The organism is Acidovorax sp. sif0632 (assembly GCF_019218805.1).
GTDB classification, from domain to species: domain Bacteria; phylum Pseudomonadota; class Gammaproteobacteria; order Burkholderiales; family Burkholderiaceae_C; genus Acidovorax; species Acidovorax facilis.
In genome coordinates, this window is record NZ_JAHUWW010000005.1 from 294353 (window position 1) to 311791 (window position 17439).

16 protein-coding genes are annotated in these 17439 nt (G+C 67.6%); 5 read left to right on the forward strand and 11 right to left on the reverse strand.

Annotation, left to right across the window (positions count from 1 at the left end):
• The first annotated feature begins 137 nt into the window (after nt 1–137).
• The 3 genes from KW832_RS17480 to KW832_RS17490 all read left to right on the forward strand — a co-directional run bounded on the left by KW832_RS17480 (nt 138) and on the right by KW832_RS17490 (nt 3595).
• A complete protein-coding gene (locus KW832_RS17480; protein ID WP_218300781.1) occupies nt 138–1280 on the forward strand; it encodes an aminoglycoside phosphotransferase family protein in 1143 nt (380 codons plus the stop codon).
• A 90-nt stretch (nt 1281–1370) separates the two neighbouring features.
• Nucleotides 1371–2108 (forward strand): 16S rRNA (uracil(1498)-N(3))-methyltransferase, encoded by a 738-nt coding sequence (locus tag KW832_RS17485; RefSeq protein ID WP_121508112.1) that lies wholly within the window; start codon nt 1371–1373, stop codon nt 2106–2108.
• A 332-nt stretch (nt 2109–2440) separates the two neighbouring features.
• The gene (locus tag KW832_RS17490) at nt 2441–3595 is read left to right on the forward strand and encodes a diguanylate cyclase (RefSeq protein WP_255577807.1); all 1155 of its coding nucleotides are present in this window, start codon (nt 2441–2443) and stop codon (nt 3593–3595) included.
• Nucleotides 3596–3623: 28 nt separating this feature from the next.
• Here the strand turns inward: KW832_RS17490 and KW832_RS17495 are convergent, their stop codons facing one another.
• On the reverse strand, nt 3624–4913 hold the full coding sequence (locus KW832_RS17495) for an acyl-CoA dehydrogenase family protein (RefSeq protein WP_218300780.1): 1290 nt from the start codon (nt 4911–4913) through the stop codon (nt 3624–3626).
• Nucleotides 4914–5111: 198 nt separating this feature from the next.
• Between KW832_RS17495 and KW832_RS17500 the strand changes: the two genes are divergently transcribed.
• Nucleotides 5112–5882 (forward strand): SOS response-associated peptidase, encoded by a 771-nt coding sequence (locus tag KW832_RS17500; RefSeq protein WP_218300779.1) that lies wholly within the window; start codon nt 5112–5114, stop codon nt 5880–5882.
• Between the two features lie 40 nt (nt 5883–5922).
• Here the strand turns inward: KW832_RS17500 and KW832_RS17505 are convergent, their stop codons facing one another.
• From KW832_RS17505 to KW832_RS17545, 9 genes are all read right to left on the reverse strand, one after another.
• Entirely contained in the window at nt 5923–7182 is a 1260-nt protein-coding gene (locus tag KW832_RS17505; protein WP_218300778.1) for a branched-chain amino acid ABC transporter substrate-binding protein, read from the reverse strand.
• Nucleotides 7183–7233: 51 nt separating this feature from the next.
• Nucleotides 7234–8874, reverse strand: a complete 1641-nt coding sequence (locus KW832_RS17510; RefSeq protein ID WP_218300777.1) for a long-chain-fatty-acid--CoA ligase — start codon at nt 8872–8874, stop codon at nt 7234–7236.
• 163 nt (nt 8875–9037) lie between these two features.
• The gene (gene ubiD, locus KW832_RS17515; protein ID WP_218300776.1) at nt 9038–10525 is read right to left on the reverse strand and encodes a 4-hydroxy-3-polyprenylbenzoate decarboxylase; all 1488 of its coding nucleotides are present in this window, start codon (nt 10523–10525) and stop codon (nt 9038–9040) included.
• Nucleotides 10526–10591: 66 nt separating this feature from the next.
• The gene (locus KW832_RS17520; RefSeq protein WP_218300775.1) at nt 10592–11188 is read right to left on the reverse strand and encodes a UbiX family flavin prenyltransferase; all 597 of its coding nucleotides are present in this window, start codon (nt 11186–11188) and stop codon (nt 10592–10594) included.
• Entirely contained in the window at nt 11181–11594 is a 414-nt protein-coding gene (locus KW832_RS17525; RefSeq protein ID WP_218300774.1) for a putative zinc-binding protein, read from the reverse strand. The genes KW832_RS17520 and KW832_RS17525 overlap by 8 nt, the downstream gene beginning before the upstream one ends.
• Nucleotides 11595–11596: 2 nt before the next feature.
• Nucleotides 11597–12133, reverse strand: coding sequence for an SCP2 domain-containing protein (locus KW832_RS17530; RefSeq protein WP_218300773.1), 537 nt, complete (start codon nt 12131–12133; stop codon nt 11597–11599).
• A 17-nt stretch (nt 12134–12150) separates the two neighbouring features.
• A complete protein-coding gene (locus tag KW832_RS17535) occupies nt 12151–12744 on the reverse strand; it encodes a hemolysin III family protein (protein ID WP_218300772.1) in 594 nt (197 codons plus the stop codon).
• 17 nt (nt 12745–12761) lie between these two features.
• The gene (locus KW832_RS17540; RefSeq protein WP_218300771.1) at nt 12762–13724 is read right to left on the reverse strand and encodes a U32 family peptidase; all 963 of its coding nucleotides are present in this window, start codon (nt 13722–13724) and stop codon (nt 12762–12764) included.
• A 199-nt stretch (nt 13725–13923) separates the two neighbouring features.
• Entirely contained in the window at nt 13924–14958 is a 1035-nt protein-coding gene (locus tag KW832_RS17545; RefSeq protein WP_218300953.1) for a peptidase U32 family protein, read from the reverse strand.
• Nucleotides 14959–15214: 256 nt separating this feature from the next.
• Here KW832_RS17545 and KW832_RS17550 point away from each other — a divergent pair, with 256 nt between their 5' ends.
• Nucleotides 15215–16399, forward strand: coding sequence for an MFS transporter (locus KW832_RS17550; RefSeq protein WP_218300770.1), 1185 nt, complete (start codon nt 15215–15217; stop codon nt 16397–16399).
• On the opposite strand, the gene KW832_RS17555 is transcribed toward KW832_RS17550, so the two are convergent.
• Nucleotides 16385–17311 (reverse strand): LysR family transcriptional regulator, encoded by a 927-nt coding sequence (locus KW832_RS17555; protein WP_218300769.1) that lies wholly within the window; start codon nt 17309–17311, stop codon nt 16385–16387. The two genes, KW832_RS17550 and KW832_RS17555, sit on opposite strands and share 15 nt — an antisense overlap.
• Nucleotides 17312–17439 lie beyond the last annotated feature (128 nt).

The following is a 17439-nucleotide window of genomic DNA, read 5'->3' on the forward strand; positions in this document are numbered from 1 at the left end:
GGGCCGGAGGGAGGATGTCTGCACGGTGGGGGGCTTGCAGCGTGGCACGTGGGGCGGTGGGCAGGGGCGGATCAAAGAAGGAGGAACCCGCCCACCTCAGAGCCTGGGGGGAGCGGGTTTGTAAAATCGGATTATCCATGAGCCACCCATCTTCCCCTTCTCCCGCCTGCCCGCCCCCGGGCACGGCCGTGGCAACCCCCGCAACTTCCACCGTCGCCTGGCCCGACGCGGCCCGCCAGACAGCCTTCGAGGCCTGGCTGGCGCCCCTGGTGGGCCCGCACCAGCTACTGCCCGCCACGCTGCGCCCCGCCTCTGCCGATGCCAGCTTCCGCCGCTACCTGCGCATCGACAGCACCACGGGTGCCAGCCGCATCGTGATGGACGCACCGCCCGACAAGGAAAACTGCAAGCCCTTCGTGCAGGTGCAGGGCCTGATGGCCGCCGCCGGTTTGAACGTGCCCGAGATCCTTGAGTTCGATGAACCGACCGGCTTCATGCTGCTGTCCGACCTGGGCCACCAGACGCTGATCGAGCTGCTGAACCCCGAAAAGCCGCAGGACGCCTACGCCTGGTACCAGCAGGCCACCGATGTGCTGCTGGACTGGCAAAAAGCCTCCCAGCCCGGCGTGCTGCCGGCCTATGACGAGGCGCTGCTGCGCCGCGAACTGGCGCTGTTCCCCGATTGGTACCTGGCCAGGCACCGCAGCGTCACGCTGGACGACAAGCAGCAGGCCACGCTGGCCAGCGCCTTCGATGCCATCGTGGCCCACAATCTGGCCGCCCCCCAGGTCTATGTGCACCGCGATTTCATGACCCGGAACCTGATGGCCCCCACCGAACAGGGCGCGCCCCTCGGCGTTCTGGACTTCCAGGACGCCGTCTACGGCCCCATCACCTACGACATCGCCAGCCTGCTGCGCGATGCGTTCATCAGCTGGGAAGAGGAATTTGTCATCGACATTACGGTGCGTTACTGGGAGAAGGCGCGCAAGGCTGGACTGCTGGGGGCGCGCAGCGCCAGCGGCTGGGGCGATGACTTCGGCGAGTTCTACCGTGCGGTGGAATGGATGGGCCTGCAGCGCCACCTCAAGGTCGCCGGCATCTTTGCGCGCCTGACCCTGCGCGACGGCAAGCCCAAGTACCTGGCCGATGCGCCGCGTTTCATGGCCTACATCCGCGCCACGGCCAACCGCTACCGGCAGCTGGGGCCGCTGCTCAAGATGCTCGACCAGATCGAAGGCACCGAGCCGGTGGTGGGCTTTGCCTACGGCCGGATGTAGCGGCGCGACTGGGCGCACGCAGTAAAACAGAATAAAATTAGGCTCTAGCGCTTATCAATCAAGCGCAAGTAGCTATAAATTAAGTAGCAAATGCCCCGTTTCCATTGCCCGGCCCTTCTGGCCACCGGCGCCGAGCTAGACCTGCCCCCCGGCGCTGCGCGCCACGTACAGGTGCTGCGCCTGCAACCGGGCGACACCATCACGCTGTTCCACGGCGGGCAAGCCGAGGGCGACCCGGGCGGCGAATTCGACGCCACGATACTGAAGATGGGCCGCAGCGATGTGCGCGTGGTGGTGGGCGCCCACCATGCCACCGAACGTGAAGCCCCGCGCGCCGTGCACCTGCTGGCCGGTATCACCGCCAACGAACGCATGGACTGGCTGGTGGAGAAAGCCACCGAGCTGGGCGTGGCGAGCATCACGCCCCTGGTGGCCGAGCGCAGCGTGCTCAAGCTCAAGGGCGAGCGGGCCGAGAAAAAAATCGCCCACTGGCAGGCCGTGGCCGTGGCCGCCTGCGAGCAGTGCGGCCGCAACCGCGTGCCCGTGGTGCACAACGCCGTGGACCTGGCCGGCTGGGTACGCGCCCAGGCCCAGGCCACCACAGTGCAGCGCCTGCTGCTGTCGCTGCGCGCGGGCACGGCGCCGCTGCACACGGCGGCGGGCCCGGCCGGGCCCGTGGTGTTTCTCTCCGGCCCCGAAGGCGGGCTCTCCAGCACCGAGGAAGACCTGGCACTGCAACACAGCTTTGCCCCGGTCACGCTGGGCCCCCGTGTGCTGCGCGCCGAGACCGCACCGCTGGCCGCCTTGGCGGCACTCACCCTTCTTTAAGGATGACCTGCATAACTCCCTGCGATGGGTGATAGCGCGGTCTCGGGCGGTCCGCTGCGTTGCTTTTCTTGCCAATAGCTGGGCTATTGGCTGCCAAAAGACGCCTTGCGGCCCATCCCGATCCGCACTACCACCGACTCGCGAGGGTTATGCAGGACATCCTTAACGGGGTCAGGGTCCTTCGGCGAAACCCCAGGCCGCGCCTGGGCAGGGCTGTACGCCGGGCGATGACCCTCCTAGAATGAAAAGCGCACGGCCAGGCCCCGTTGCACGCCGCAGCGCAGCCCCACCCATCCACACGCCACCCGACCGCCCTGGCAGGAGCACCCACCTTGCGCACACCTTCCCGCTGGCACCGCATTCGGGACGTGGTTCTCTCCACCGACCGTCGGCGGCGCACGCTGGTGGCCATGGCGTTGCTCGCGCTGGTGCTCATGACCAGCAGTGCGGGCGTCATGCTGATGGTGGCAACGGCGAGCAGCGCAGTGAACGCCGTTGCCGTGCAATGGTGGGCCGCCATCTCGGTCGGCGGGATGGTGGTGATGACCGCGTTCATCCGTTCGGGCGAGACCGCGCGGCTCAGCGACCCCTCACTCACCGTGCCCCAGATGGTCTGGACCATCACCAGCGGCGCCGTGGCTTATGTGCTGGCGGGCGATGCGCGGGGCGTGGTGCCCGCCGTGCTGGCCATGATCCTGTTCTTTGGCACCTTTGGCCTGACCGTGGCCGAGGTGATCGGCATCGGCGTGTATGCACTGCTGGCCTTCGGCTGTGCGGTGGCGGCCACCACGCGTTTTAACGCCAGCCCGTTTGGCTACCTGGATACCGCCTATGCGCTCATGGTGCTGATCGTGCTGGGGGGCAGCATTGCGCTGAACCTGCGCATCCAGCGCATCCGCGCGCGGCTGCAGGAGCAGCGCGAGGCGCTGGCCCAGGCGCTCGCCGTCAACCGCGATCTGGCCACCCGCGACGAGCTGACCGCCCTGCCCAACCGCCGCGCCATGCAGGACCTGATGGAGCTGGAACGCCGCCGCAACCTGCGCAACGGCCGCCCCCTGCTGCTGGCCCAGCTGGACATTGACCACTTCAAGCGCGTCAACGACACCCATGGCCACGCCACGGGCGACCGGGCGCTGCAGGCCTTTGCGGGCATCGTGCGGGCCAGCGTGCGCGACACCGATGTGCTGGCCCGCTGGGGTGGCGAAGAGTTTGTGCTGCTGCTGTCCGACACCCAGATGGACGATGCCCGCGACCTGCTGGAGCGCGTGCGCCAGGCCGTGGCCGCGATGGAGATTCCGCACGCTGCCGGCGTGCTGCGCATGACGGTATCGGCTGGCCTGGCACTGCACCTGCCCGGCGACATGGTGGAGCAGACGCTGGAGCGCGCCGACCAGGCGCTGTACACCGCCAAGTCGCTGGGGCGCAACCGCGTTGTGGTGGCGCCCTCCGGCCAGCGCGCCGCGCGGGCCTCGGCCGCGTCCTCCTGACTCCCGCCGCACTGTCCGGTGCAGGTGCTCAGGCACTCAGCCGTGGCGGCGCGCGCATCTGCTCCGGGGTGGTGAAGTAGGCTGCTAAGGTGCCGAGCTGCTCGCGCGCCTGACGCAGTTCGTGCCGCGCCACAGTGCGCAGGTGCACCTCGTCGGGCCCATCCATCAGCCGCAGCGCGCGGCCCCAGGTCCAGAACGCCGCCAGCGGCGTGTCGGGCGACAGGCCCATGGCGCCAAAGATCTGCATGGCGCGGTCCACCACGCGCTGCTGCAGGCGCGCGGCCACCACCTTGATGGCGGCAACCTGGGCACGCACAGTGCGCGCATCCGAAGCGTCGCCCTGGTCCAGCAGCCAGGCCGCATGCAGCACCAGCAGGCGCGCCTGGTCGATCTCGATGCGCGACTCGGCCAGCCATTCCTGCACATTGGCCTGCTCGGCCAGCGGCTTGCCAAACGCCGTGCGCTCCAGCGCCCGCTCGGTGGCCAGGGAGAGCGCCAGCTCGCACTGGCCGATGGTGCGCATGCAGTGGTGCACACGGCCGGGGCCCAGGCGCGCCTGCGCCATCGCAAAGCCGGCGCCCCAATCGCCCAGCAGGTGGTCCGCAGGCACACGCACACCCTGCAGCAGGATCTCGCAATGCCCCTCGGGCGCATGGTGGTGCAGCACACTGATGTTGCGCACGATCTGCACACCCGGCGTGTCCACGGGCACCAGCACCATGCTGTGGCGATGGTGGCTGTCAGTCTGGTCATCACCTGCATTGCGGCACAGCACGATGAGCAGCTGGCAATGCGGGTGCGCCGCGCCGGTGATGAACCACTTGCGACCGCTGAGCACCAGGTGGTCACCCTCGCACCGCACCGTGGTCTGCAGGTTGGTAGGGTCGGACGAGGCCACGTCGGGCTCGCTCATCGCAAAGGCCGAACGCATATGGCCGTGCAGCAACGGCACCAGCCAGCGGGCGCGCTGGGCGGGTGTGGCAAAGCGGTGCAACAGCTCGATGTTGCCGGTGTCCGGCGCGTGGCAGTTGAACACCTCGGCCGCCCACGGCAGGCGGCCCATGGCCTCGGCCAGCGGCGCGTAGTCGAGGTTGGACAGCCGCGTGCCGGGCTCGTCGTCCTCAAGCGTGGGCAGGAACAGGTTCCACAGGCCTTCTTCGCGCGCCAGCGCCTTCAGGTCCTCCACAAAAGGCGGCGGGTAGTCGCCCGCCAGCACGGCCGCCTGCCAGGCAGGGTTGTAGGGCAGCAGATACCGGTCCATGAACGCCAGCAGGCGATCACGCCATTGAAGGGCCAGAGGGGAAGGTGCGAAGTCCATGCGGGCATTGTGAAAACAGCGCCAGCGCGCGTCACAACGCAGGCGACAACGGGCTTGATACAGGTCAGGACCGGGCCGGATGGGTGACACAGCGGGCTCGAAAATGCTTCTGTTTTTATAGCTGTTAACGCTTATCAAACAAGCGCTAGAGCCCTATTTCATGCAAGAAACCTCAACGCCACACGCTACCATCGCCCCATGAGCACCCATTACGAAACCCTGACCCACGCCGACACCTACCGCGAGGCCTTTGCGGTCGAGCCACCGCAGGCCCTGGGTGAACGCCACCTGTGGCCACGCAAGCCCGGCTTCTTCATCGTGCATGCGGCCACGGCAGCCGCCATCGCCCAGCCAGTGGTGGCCAAAGCGGCGGCCGACGCCGAACCCAGCCCCCCGGCAGACACGCCCACAGACGCACCCGCCGCCAGCACGGAACGCGTGCTCGTGCCCGCGCAATGGGGCCTGGTGCCGCACTGGGTCAAGTCGACATCCGATGCCAAGCTGCGCGCGCCCAAGCTGGTCAATGCCAAGTCCGACACCGCCTCCACCGGCACCGCGTTCCGCGACGCGTGGCTGAATGGCCAGCGCTGCATCGTGCCCATGGTGGCGTTTTACGAAGACGACCTGCGCAGCGGCAAGGCCGTGCCCACCCGCGTGGCGCGCGTGGACGGCAAGCCCATGGGCGTGGCGGGCCTGTGGGCGCGCTGGCAGGGGGCCGATGGCGAGGTGATCATCAGCTACTGCCTGCTCACGGTGAATGCCAACAACCACGCACTGCTGCACCGCTACGGCCAGCCCGGCAGCGAAAAAAGCATGCCCGCCATCCTGAACGAAGGCGCCTACGACGCGTGGCTCACGGCCCGGCCAGAGAAGGCCAAGGAGTTCATGCGCCAGTACGCAGCGCAGTGGCTCACAGCCAACCCGGTGGAGAAAAAGGCGGACAAGGTGCCCAAGGGCCTGCTGGGCTGATGCCGCGCCGCGTGAGCGGCACGGTGGCACGGTGGGAGAGTCAGGACGGCCGCTTCATCTGGCAGGACGTGGGCTGGGAACTGATGTAGTTGTCCCAGGCCACTTCGGAGCGGAAGCCATAGCCGGTTTTCTCCGCGTCGTATTTCACGCCCTTGCTGCCCTGTTTGGCCCAGATGCCCAGGTACAGCGGTGCTTCGAGCTGGTGGTCGGTCTTGCGCATGCGCACCTCGCCCATGGGGCTCTTGTAGGTCATGCCTTCCAGCGCGAGGGCCACCTTCTTGGCGTCGGTGGACTGGGCCTTGCGCATGGCTTCACGCAGCATGTGCATGCTGTTCCAGTGCGCGGCAAACACAAAGTCGTCGCCGGTCTTCTTCTTGTAGTCCACGTAGATCTTTTCCAGATCGGGGGTGGGGGCGTTGTGCACCCAGTTCCAGATCACCCCGACCTTGCCCTCGCCCCAGGGCCCGATCTGCGCGGGCGTGCCGGGGTTGTTGGCGTTGAGGGTGAAGTAGTTGATGTTCAGGCCATAGTCGCGCGAGGACTTGAACAGCAGCGTGAGGTCGCTGCCCCAGTTGGAGGTGATGACCGTATCGGCCTTGGCAGCGGCCATCTTGGCCACATAGGGGGCAAAGTCGCGCGTCTGCGCGATGGGGATGAAGTCGTCGCCCACGATCTCGATGTCGGGCCGCTTGCGCGCCAGGTATTCCTTGGCGGCCTTGGAAACCTGGCGGCCGTGGGTGTAGTCCTGGTTGAGCAGGTACACGCGCTTCACGTCCTTGCGGCCTTGCAGGTAGGTGGTCAGCGCCTCCATCTTCATCTCACTTGATGGATAGAAGCGGAAGTGCCAAAAGCTGCAGCGCTCGTTGGTAAGCTGCGGGTCCATGGCGGCGTAGTTCAGGTACACGGTGGCGCGCTCCGGGTCGCGCTCGGCGAGCTTGTTGAGCCCGTCCACCAGCGCCAGGGCCACCCCCGATCCACCCCCTTGGGTGATGTAGCGCACGCCCCGGTCGGTGGCAGCCTTCAGGGCGTTCAGGCTCTCCTGCGGCGTGCCCTTGTTGTCGAAGTCCATCACCTCGAACTTGGGCTCGTTGGGCCCGGCCTTGGCGTTGACCTGCGCCACCACCTCGCGCAGCTGATTGAGCGAGCTTTGGCCGGTGAGCGCAAAGGGGCCGGACAGCAGGTCGATGAAGCCGATCTTCACCGTCTCGGCCGCGCCGGCGTGTGCCGCCATCACCAGCGCTGCGGCGCAGGCGCCGGCCTGAAGCCATTGATGAGGCCATTTCCTGGGAACCATGTTCATGGGTGTCTCCGTGGGGTGGGTGGGTAGGAACTGCGTCAATGCGGGGCGATGTCAATCGCCGCCGAACACCGAGCCATGGCGTTGCCGCAGCTCGTTTTTCTGAACCTTGCCGGTCCCGCCCAGGGGCAGGCTCTCGACAAACAGCACTTCGTCGGGCAGCCACCACTTGGCAACACGCTCTGCGAGGAAGTCCAGGATCTGCGCCTTGTCGAGCGCCTGGCCGGGCTTGCGCACGATGAAGAGCAGCGGGCGCTCATCCCACTTGGGGTGCTTGACGCCAATGACAGCCGCCATGGCCACGGCCGGGTGGGCGACAGCGGCGTTCTCCAGGTCGATGGAGCTGATCCACTCGCCGCCGGACTTGATCACGTCCTTGGTGCGGTCGCGGATCTGCACCACGCCCTGCGGGCTGATGGTGGCGATGTCGCCCGTGGGAAACCAGCCATCGACCAGCGCCGAACGCTCGGCCTTGTGGTACCGGTCCACGATCCACTGGCCGCGCACCATCAGCTCCCCCTGCGCCACGCCGTCGCGGGGCAGGCTGGCGCCGTTTTCGTCCACCAGCTTAAGCTCGATGCCGAACACCGACTTGCCCTGCTTGGCGACCAGTGCATGGCGGTCCTCGGGCGGCAGTTCGGCATCGGAAGCGCCCAGCACGCTCATGGTGGCAATGGCCGTGGTCTCGGTCATGCCCCAGCCGTGGCGTACCTCCACGTCGTACACGTCATTGAACTTGGCGATCAGTGCCTTGGGCATGGCCGAGCCGCCTACGCCCGTGCGCCGCATGGTGGTAAAGCGCAGACCGTGCTGCTCCACATGCTGGATCAGGCCCAACCAGATCGTGGGCACGCCCGCGCTGACGGTGACGCGCTCGGTCTCCATCAGCTCGTACAGGCTGGCCGCGTCCAGGCGCGGGCCGGGCAGCACCAGCTTGGCGCCGCCGATCAGGGCCGCATAGGGCAGGCACCAGGCATTGATGTGGAACATGGGCACCACGGGCAGGATGGTCTCCCGTGCGCTGATGCTCAGCACGCCCGGCATGCAGGCCGACAGGGCACTGAGCGCCAGCGCCCGGTGCGAATACAGTACGCCCTTGGGGTTGCCGGTGGTGCCCGACGTGTAGCACAGCGCCGCGCCGGTCTTTTCATCACATTCGGGCCACACAAAGCGGTCATGCTGGCCGGCCACCAGGGTCTCGTAGGCCTCGACCCCGGGCACCCCTTGCAGGTCGATGGTGCCCAGCATTTCGGCATCACACAGCGCCACCCAGTGCCGCACGCGGGGGCACAACGCCGCAATGGCACGCACCAACGGTGCAAAGGTGGTGTCAAACAGCACCACCTCATCGTCGGCGTGGTTGACGATGTAGGCCAGCTGCTCGGGGTGCAGGCGCGGGTTGCAGGTGTGCATGACCATGCCGCTGCCCGACACGGCGTAGTACGCCTCCAGGTGGCGGTGGTTGTTCCAGGCCAGCGAGCCCACCACGCTGCCAGGGCGCAGGCCCAGCGCCTGCAGCGCGTTGGCCAGCTGCCGGGCGCGCCGGGCCATGTCGGCGAAACGGTAGCGGTGCAGGCTGCCATCGGTGTCGCGCGAGACGATCTGCTGGTCGCCGTACTGGTTCTCGCCATGCTCGAGGATGGCCGAAACCAGTAGTGGCCGGTCCATCATGCTGCCGGGCTGGTGCTGCTGCATTGCCGTTGTCTCCTAGGGATGTGCGCTGTGCTGCATCGCGGCATCCGTCGGTGCCGGTGCAGAGCCCTCTGTGCTGGGGCTGGCACATCGTCGCAAACAACGCGGGGCGTGCTTGTCTTCTACGTGACTGGGGAGCTCTGCACCGCCGCGGTGCGCGGTGGTGTCATAGGCCCAGCGCCGTAAAAAGCCCGTCCATCCGCGCCTGCACGGCGGCCTCCATGGCCATGGGGCGGCCCCACTCGCGCTGCGTCTCCCCCGGCCACTTGTTCGTGGCGTCCAGCCCCATCTTGCTGCCCAAGCCGCTGACAGGCGAGGCAAAGTCCAGGTAGTCGATGGGGGTGTGCTCCACCAGCAGGGTGTCGCGCGCCGGGTCCATGCGGGTGGTGATGGCCCAGATCACGTCTTTCCAGTCGCGCACATCCACATCGGCATCGACCACCACGATGAACTTGGTGTACATGAACTGGCGCAGGTGGCTCCACACGCCCATCATCACGCGCCGTGCGTGGCCGGCGTAGGCCTTGCGGATGCTGACAACCGCCATCCGGTAGCTGCAGCCTTCGGGCGGCAGGTAGAAGTCCACGATCTCGGGGAACTGCTTTTGCAGCAGTGGGATGAACAGCTCGTTCATCGCCAGGCCCAGCATGGCAGGCTCGTCGGGCGGCTTGCCGGTATAGGTGCTGTGGTAGATCGGGTCTTTGCGCAGCGTGATGCGGTCCACAGTGAGCACGGGGAACTCGGCGCATTCGTTGTAGTAGCCCGTATGGTCGCCATACGGCCCTTCCAGCGCGTGTTGCCAGCCGCTCGGGTGGCCCGCGTCGGGCTGGATGTGGCCTTCGAGCACGATCTCGGCGGTGGCGGGCACCGAGAGGGGCACGCCCAGCGCGGGCGTGACTTCGGTGCGCGCGCCGCGCAGCAGGCCGGCGAACTGGTATTCGCTCAACGCATCGGGCACGGGCGTGACGGCGCCCAGCAGCGTGGCCGGGTCGGCCCCCAGCGCCACGGCCACGGGGTAGGGCTGGCCGGGGTGGGCGGCGCAGTGGTCGGCAAAGTCCAGCGCCCCGCCCCGGTGCGCCAGCCAGCGCACGATGACCTGGTTGCGCGAGAGCACCTGCTGGCGGTAGATGCCCAGGTTCTGCCGCGCCTTGCGCGGGCCGCGCGTGATGGTCAGACCCCAGGTGATGAGCGGGGCCACGTCGCCAGGCCAGCAGTGCTGCACGGGCAGGCGGTCGAGATGAACGTCCGGCCCTTCCCACACCTCTTGCTGGCAGGGTGCGCCGCGCTCCACGGTGCGCGGCGCCATGTTCCACAGGGTCTTGAGCAGCGGGCCCATGCCCAGCATGTCCTTGAAGCCTTTCGGCGCCTCGGGCTCCTTGAGGGTGGCCAGCAGTTCGCCCAGGGCGCGCACGCCGCGCAGGTCGGCCACGCCCATGGCGCGGGCCACGCGGGCGGTGGTGCCAAACAGGTTGGTGAGCACCGGCATGCGGTGGCCGGTGGGCTGGGTGAAGAGCAACGCCGGGCCGCCCGCGCGCAGCACGCGATCGCTGAGCGCTGTCATCTCCAGGTGGGGTGACACCGGCTCCGCCACGCGGCGCAGGTCGCCCGTGGCTTCCAGCTGGGCCATGAAGTCGCGCAGGTCGCGGTAGGCCATATCAGGTCCAGAATTTGAATGAAATTGGCCGCTAGCGCTTTTCCAACAAACGCAAACAGCTATCAATTAAGGAGCATTCAGCTCCAGACCTTGCCACCGAGGCGCCAGGGCGTGCGGCACATCGATAAGGTCGAGCACGCGCGCCACGCTGTAGTCCACCACCTCGCCCACGGTCTGCGGGCGCAGGTAGAAGGCGGGCAGCGGCGGACAGATGATGCCGCCCATCTCGGTCACGGCCACCATGTTGCGCAGGTGTGTAAGGTGCAGCGGCGACTCGCGCACCATCAGCACCAGGCGGCGGCGCTCCTTGAGGGCCACGTCGGCCGCGCGCGTGAGCAGGTTGTCGGCCAGGCCGTGCGCAATGGCGGCGAGTGTGCGCATGGAACACGGTGCCACCACCATGGCATGGCACTGGAACGAACCGCTGGCGATGGCCGCGCCCACGTTGGCCACGTCGTGCACGCGGTGCGCCAGCGCTTCCACCGCAGGGCGGTCCATGTCCAGCTCGTGCTGCAGGTTGCGCCAGCCGGCGTCGGAGACGACCAGGTGGGTCTCGATGCCGCTTTGGCCCTGCAGCACCTGCAGCAGGCGCGCGCCGTACACGGCGCCGCTGGCGCCCGAGATCGCGACGATGATGCGACGGGTGTGGGCAGCATCAGCCATGCGAGGGCTCCACGGCGGCAGAACGAACCAAGGGCTGCGCCTGCTGATCGGCCTCCACCTGCTCCAGCACCAGCGCGGCCTGCACGGGGTCAAAGTCTTCGTGCGTGCGCTTTTTCACGCCGTATTGCTGCAGCTGGTAGTGCCGGTCGGCCACGATGCCGTGGCGCGCCAGCGTGCTTTTCACGCAGACCAGCGGACAGCCGTCGAGCGCGATGATGGGCCGACCCGAGCGCACGGTCTTCATCAGGTGCGGCACGTCGCCGCCCACCCCCGCGATGCACGACATCTCGGCCACGCCGCGCCGGTCGAGCTGCAGCGCCACGTGGTTGGCCAGCTGCGCGGCGCTGGAGCAGCCGGAGCAGGAATAGACCAAGGGATGGTTCTGGGGATGGGTGTCGGTGGTCATGCTCACCCTCCGTTGCGTGGTGTGGGGTCCAGGCGGCGGCGCAGGTGGCCCAGCACCTGGCGCGGCGCCAGCCTGTGGACCCACTGGCGCGGGTCCAGCACGGGCAGCTCGATCGCATCGAGCGCGTTCTTCACCACCAGGCCCAGCTCGGTGTCGCCCTCCATCGACAGGCGGCGGCTGAAAAACAGCGTGTCCGGGTCTTGCTGGCGCTGGGCCAGCAGCAAAAAATCATGGGCCGTAGCGTTCAGCGTCACGTCGGCCACCTGCGGCGGCACCAGCGGTGCATGGGGGGCGAAGCGCTGGCCCGTCCAGGCAAAGTCGAACGCCACGCGCGCATCGCGCACCTGCACCCGCATCTTCTTGTGCAGCAGCACCTGGCCCACGTCCACAGGCAGGTGCCGCGCGAGCGCCAGGTTGAGCGCCGTCACCAGCAGCATCGAGCCGGGGTAGGCGGGCAGGCGCGCCAGCAAGGCCCCCACGGGCGGCGGCACCAGCCGTGGGTTCGCGGCAGGGGTGGGTGAAGAAGGGAAAGCAGCCATAGGTTGAAGACGGGCCCTCAGGCCACGTAGAAAAACACGGTGAAGAAGTGGCAGACGCTGCCGCCCAGCACAAACAGGTGCCACAGCCCGTGGCCGTGGCGCACGCGGTGGTCCAGCGCATAGAAAACGATGCCCAGCGTGTAGCAGGCCCCGCCCGCCAGCAGCCAGGCAAACCCGGCTGGCGTGAGCGCGTGCCACAGCGGCACCACGGCCACCAGCGCCAGCCAGCCCATGAGCACGTAGATGACCAGCGACAGCACGCGTGCACCCCGCGCCCACCAGATCTCCTGCGCAATGCCCAGCAGCGACCAGCCCCAGGCACCGCGCAGCGACACCAGCGCAAACGGCGTGTAGCTGCCCACAATCAGCAGGTAGATGCTGCAGTGGTCCAGCTTTTGCAGCACGGCCTTGATGGTGCGCCGACGCACGCTGTGGTACGCGGTGGAGGCCGCGTACAGCGCCACCAACATGGCGCCGTAGATGCTGAACGCGACCACCTTCCACGGGTCGCCCAGGCGCGCCGCGAGGGTGATGAGCACGGCCGTGCCTGCCGTGGCGAGCAGGGCACCCACCAGGTGGCTGATGCTGTTGAAACGTTCTCCGGGGTACATGGTGATCTGCCTTGTGGTTACGGGTGCATGGAGGGCTGAGCGGCTGCACCGCCCGCCGCGCCGTGCATCCCCTGCTCCAGCCCCGGGCGCCCGAACCAGTAGCCGTTGCAGGGCAGATCGGGCATGAAGGGTTGCATGCGCTCCACAAAGTCGGGCGCGTTTTCAGCAGTGGCTTTGGCGGCTGCGGCACGGCGGGCTTCGTCAAACGCGGCGATCACCTGCGGCATGTGCTGGGCCTGCGGGCTCAGGCGCACCACGTCCACGCTCTGGGCCTGCATCGCCACCAGTTCGTTGGCCAGGTTGTAGACGCGGGCCGACTGGGTCTGCGTGCCGTTAAGCACGAGAAAGCCCTCGCTCTCGCGCGTGCGCAGCGGCAGTCCGTCAGCATGGTCAAGGCAGCTGAACTGGCAGTCGTCCTTGGGCAGGTTGCGGTGGCGTGCGGTAAAGCAGCGTGCTGAATAGGCCAGCGGCATGCGTCCGTAAGCAAACACCTCTGTCTCCAAACCTGCGGGCCGCTGCGCCAGCACGGCAGCGAGCGCGTCCTGCGACATTTCAAGCGGCATCACCCAGCGCGTAGCGCCCTGCTGCGCCATCCATTGCAGCGAGTGCGCGTTGTACAGGTTCAGGTGCGACCCGGCCACAAAGGCCTGCGGCCCGGCGGGTGCGCGCGCAAGACAGCTCACGGCGCCCATGTCATTGGCCTCAACCAGAAACTCGCCGTTGCCCGTGATCTTTTGCATCACACCCACGTCGGCGCTGGACTCGATGAGCACCTGGCTGGACAACACCGCCTCCTTGCCCGCGCCCCGCAGCATGCGCGCCAGCGCCAGCCAGTCGGCCAGGCGCAATTCATGGCGGCGCGAACACACCGTCTCGCCCAGGTACACCACATCCACGGGCGTGGCGGCCATGGCCTCGTAGAACGCGAACACGGTGTCGCGGGGCCAGTAGTACAGCAGCGGGCCGAGAGAGAGTTTCATGGGGCGATCTCCGGGGTTTCATCGTGATATTTCGGATTCAAAGCGGCGCACCGACCTTCGATCTGGCGCGATCCAGGCCAGGGGACGCCGCGCAAGGGCCGCCCCGCCGCGCTGGCGTTGTCCCCCTTCCCCTAGCGCGAAGCGCGTAGAGAGAAGGGGGAAGCCGCGCAGCGGCTCAGGGGGTTGTCGCCTGATCATTTCATTTCCAGGGGCGGTGGTAGGCACCCAGGGTGTGCTGCTGGCCTTCTGCCACCTGGTCCAGGCTGGCCATCCAGCGTGTCTTGGGCGCATAGCGGTGGGGGTGGGCCAGGCACTGGTCCATGGCCTCGCGCCAGACCTGGGTGACCTGCGCCACATACGCGGGGCTGCGCTGGCGGCCTTCGATCTTGATGGCGCGCACACCCATCTTGAGCAGCTGGGGCAGCAGCTCCAGCGTGTTGAGGCTGGTGGGCTCTTCGATGGCGTAGTAGTTCTCGTCGTCCCCCACATCGAAACGCCCCTTGCACAGCGTGGGGTAGCCCGCGTTCTCGCCGGGCGCATAGCGGTCGATGAGCACGCCGTTCAGGCGCGACTCGCGGCCCTGCGGCGTCTCCACCCAGCGCACGGCCTTGGGCGGAGAGCACACGCCGTGTGTGTTGGGCGATTCGCCGGTCACGTACGACGACAGCGCGCAGCGCCCCTCGACCATCACACACAGGCTGCCGAAGCCGAAGACTTCGATCTCGACCGGCGTGCGATCGATGACTTGGCGCACCTGCTCCATCGAGAGCACGCGCGGCAGCACGGCGCGCACGATGCCGAACTGCTCGCGGTAGAAGTTGATGGCCTCGTAGTTGGTAGCCGAGCCCTGCACCGACAGGTGCAGGCGCAGCCGGGGATGGTGCTGCACCGCGTAGTGCATGAGGCCGGGGTCGGCCAGGATGACCGCGTTCACGCCCAGTTCCACCGCCTTGTCCAGTGCGCTGCGCCACGGCCCCGGGTTGGCCGCCTGCGGGTAGGTGTTGAGCGCCATGAAGACCTTGCAGCCGCGACCATGCGCATAGGCAATGCCGTTGGCGATGGCGGCCTCGTCAAAGTTGAGGCCCGCAAAATTGCGCGCATTGGTGGCGTCGCGCAGGCCCAGGTAGACGCAGTTGGCGCCGTGGTCCACAGCGGCCTTCAGGGCGGGCAGGCTGCCGGCGGGGCAGACGAGTTCCAGTCCGGGGGTTGCAGCGTCGGGCAGCACCGCCTCCATCGATTTCAGGGGTTCCATCACAAACATTCAAACGCGGGCCCCGGGCCGGGCCACAGCACTGGGCGCCACCATAATGAGGACACTCCACGCATCCGCTGATCTTCATCAACGGCGGTGCACAATTCCGGAGCAAACCAGTCGGGTTTTGATGTGGCCCGCCTCCGCAGCGCACCCCATAGCCGCCAGGCCTTGACTTGCGTCTACGCTGTCCCACTTTTCGTTCCTTCCTTTTGCCCAACCCGGGCGCTGCCCTGTCATGAACAAGAACCTGTGGCTGCTGGCGCTGTGCCAAGGCCTTTTCCTCACCAACAACGTTGTCTTCATTGCCATCAATGGCCTGGTGGGCCTGCAGCTGGCGCCCTTTGGCTGGATGGCCACGCTGCCGGTGATGGGCTACGTGGTAGGCGGGGCGCTGTCCACCCCGCTGGTGGCGCGCACGCAATCGCGCTGGGGGCGCAAGGTGTCGTTCCAGATCGGGCTGGCCGTGGCCGTGGCATCGGCCGCGCTGTGTGCCTGGGCGGCGTTCAGCGGCAGCTTCTGGCTGCTGTGCACCGCTACGCTGGTGGCGGGCTACTACAGCGCCAACGGTGGCCTGTACCGCTTTGCGGCCGCCGAGCTGGCGGCCCCGGACTACCGCGAGAAGGCCGTGTCGTTGGTGCTGGCCGGTGGCCTGCTGGGCGCCGTGGCAGGCCCCAACCTGGCCAGCACCACGCGCACCTTGTTCCCGGTGCCGTTTGCGGGCGCGTACATCGCGCTCATCGGCGTGGCGCTGTTGTCCATGCTGTGCATGGCAGCCATCCGGTTCGAAGCGCAACCCGTGGTGCTCAACGCTGCGGGCCAACGCGAGCAGGGGCGCCCCCTCTCTGTACTGATGCGCCAGCCTGCCTTCATCGTGGCCATTGTGGGCGCTGCGCTGGGCTATGGGGTGATGAACCTGCTGATGGCGGCCACGCCGCTGGCCATGCAGGTGTGTGGCTTTGACTTTGACGCCTCGGCGCTGGTGCTGGAGTGGCATGTGATTGGCATGTTCGCTCCCGGCTTTGTCACCGGCCACCTCATCAAGCGGTTTGGCGTGCTGCCCATCATGGGCACGGGGGTGTTGCTCAACTTCGCCTGCGTAGCCGTGGCGCTGATGGGCGTGGAGCTGCACCACTTCGGCATTGCGCTGTTCTTCCTGGGGGTGGGCTGGAACTTCCTGTTCACCGGCTCCACCACACTGGCCATGACGGCCTACCGCCCTGAAGAAAAGGACCGCGCCCAGGCGGCCATCAACTTCTGCGTGTACGCCACGCTGGCGCTGAGCGCGTTCTCGTCGGGCGTGCTGGTCACGACGCAGGGCTGGACGTTGCTGAACGCCGGTTCGCTGGTGCCCATTGTGGTGACGGGGCTGGCACTGGCCTGGCTGGGTCTGCAGCGCAAGCGCGTTTCACGCGGCGTCTGAAGGCACCTCAGCCACAGCGCCTTCTGCGGCCACCGTGGTGCGCAGCCACTGTGCAAACGCCGCCACCGCCCGGTCTTCCAGGCGCCCCGGCGCCACGAAGAGGCTGTAGCCCCGCGCACCGCTGTCGTGGTGCGGGTGGGCCAGCACCAGCTCGCCCGATTGCAGTTCGCGCTCCACAAAATACCGGGGCACCAGGCCTAGCCCCAAGTCGGCGCGCACCGCCTCCACCAGCATCGAGAACAGATCAAAGCGGTGGCCACCCAACGTGTGGCCCGGAATGCGCGTGATGCCCGCACGGGCCAGCCAGTCGTCCCACGCCCCCAGGCGCGAGCTGAGCTGCAGCAGCGGCACGGCCCGAAAATCGCCGCGCTCTGTCGCACGCCGGTGGCGCGACTGCGGGGCACACACGGCCACGCAGACCTCGGGCATCAGGGGCGCTGGTACCACGCCGGGCCAGGCCGCGTCGTTGTACTGCACGGCCACATCAAACGGGATCTCCGCCATGTAGATCTGCGTGGGGTATACCTGCAGGTGCAGGCTGCAGCCTTTGTGCTGTGCAAGGAAGGCCGGCAGACGGGGCAGCAGCCAGCGCTCGGCAAACACCGGCACGCAGCCCACCAGCAGGCGCGCGCCATCGGGCCGCTGGGCCATGGCTTCGAGCGTGTGGTTCTGCAGCCGCAGCAGGTCGCCCACGATCTGCGCGTGGTAGCGGCGGCCCACGTCGGTGAGGGTGGAGCCGCGTGCGCCACGCTGCACCAGCTGCAGGCCCAGCTGGCCCTCCAGCAGACGCAGCTGCTGGCTCACGGCGCTGTGGGTGAGGCAGAGTTCTTCGGCGGCCTTGCTCACGCCGTGGTGGCGCGCCACGGCATCAAAAACAAGCAGGGCACGGGTGCTGGGGATGTGTTTGCGCATGTAAGAAAAACTGTCGGCTGGGCAGATTAAAGCAGAGCCCAGGGGCGGGGTTCGGTCCAACAATTGCATGGCACTGCATGCCGGCCCGCGGCTCCATCCACGATGGCTGGACAGGCCGGTCACTCCTT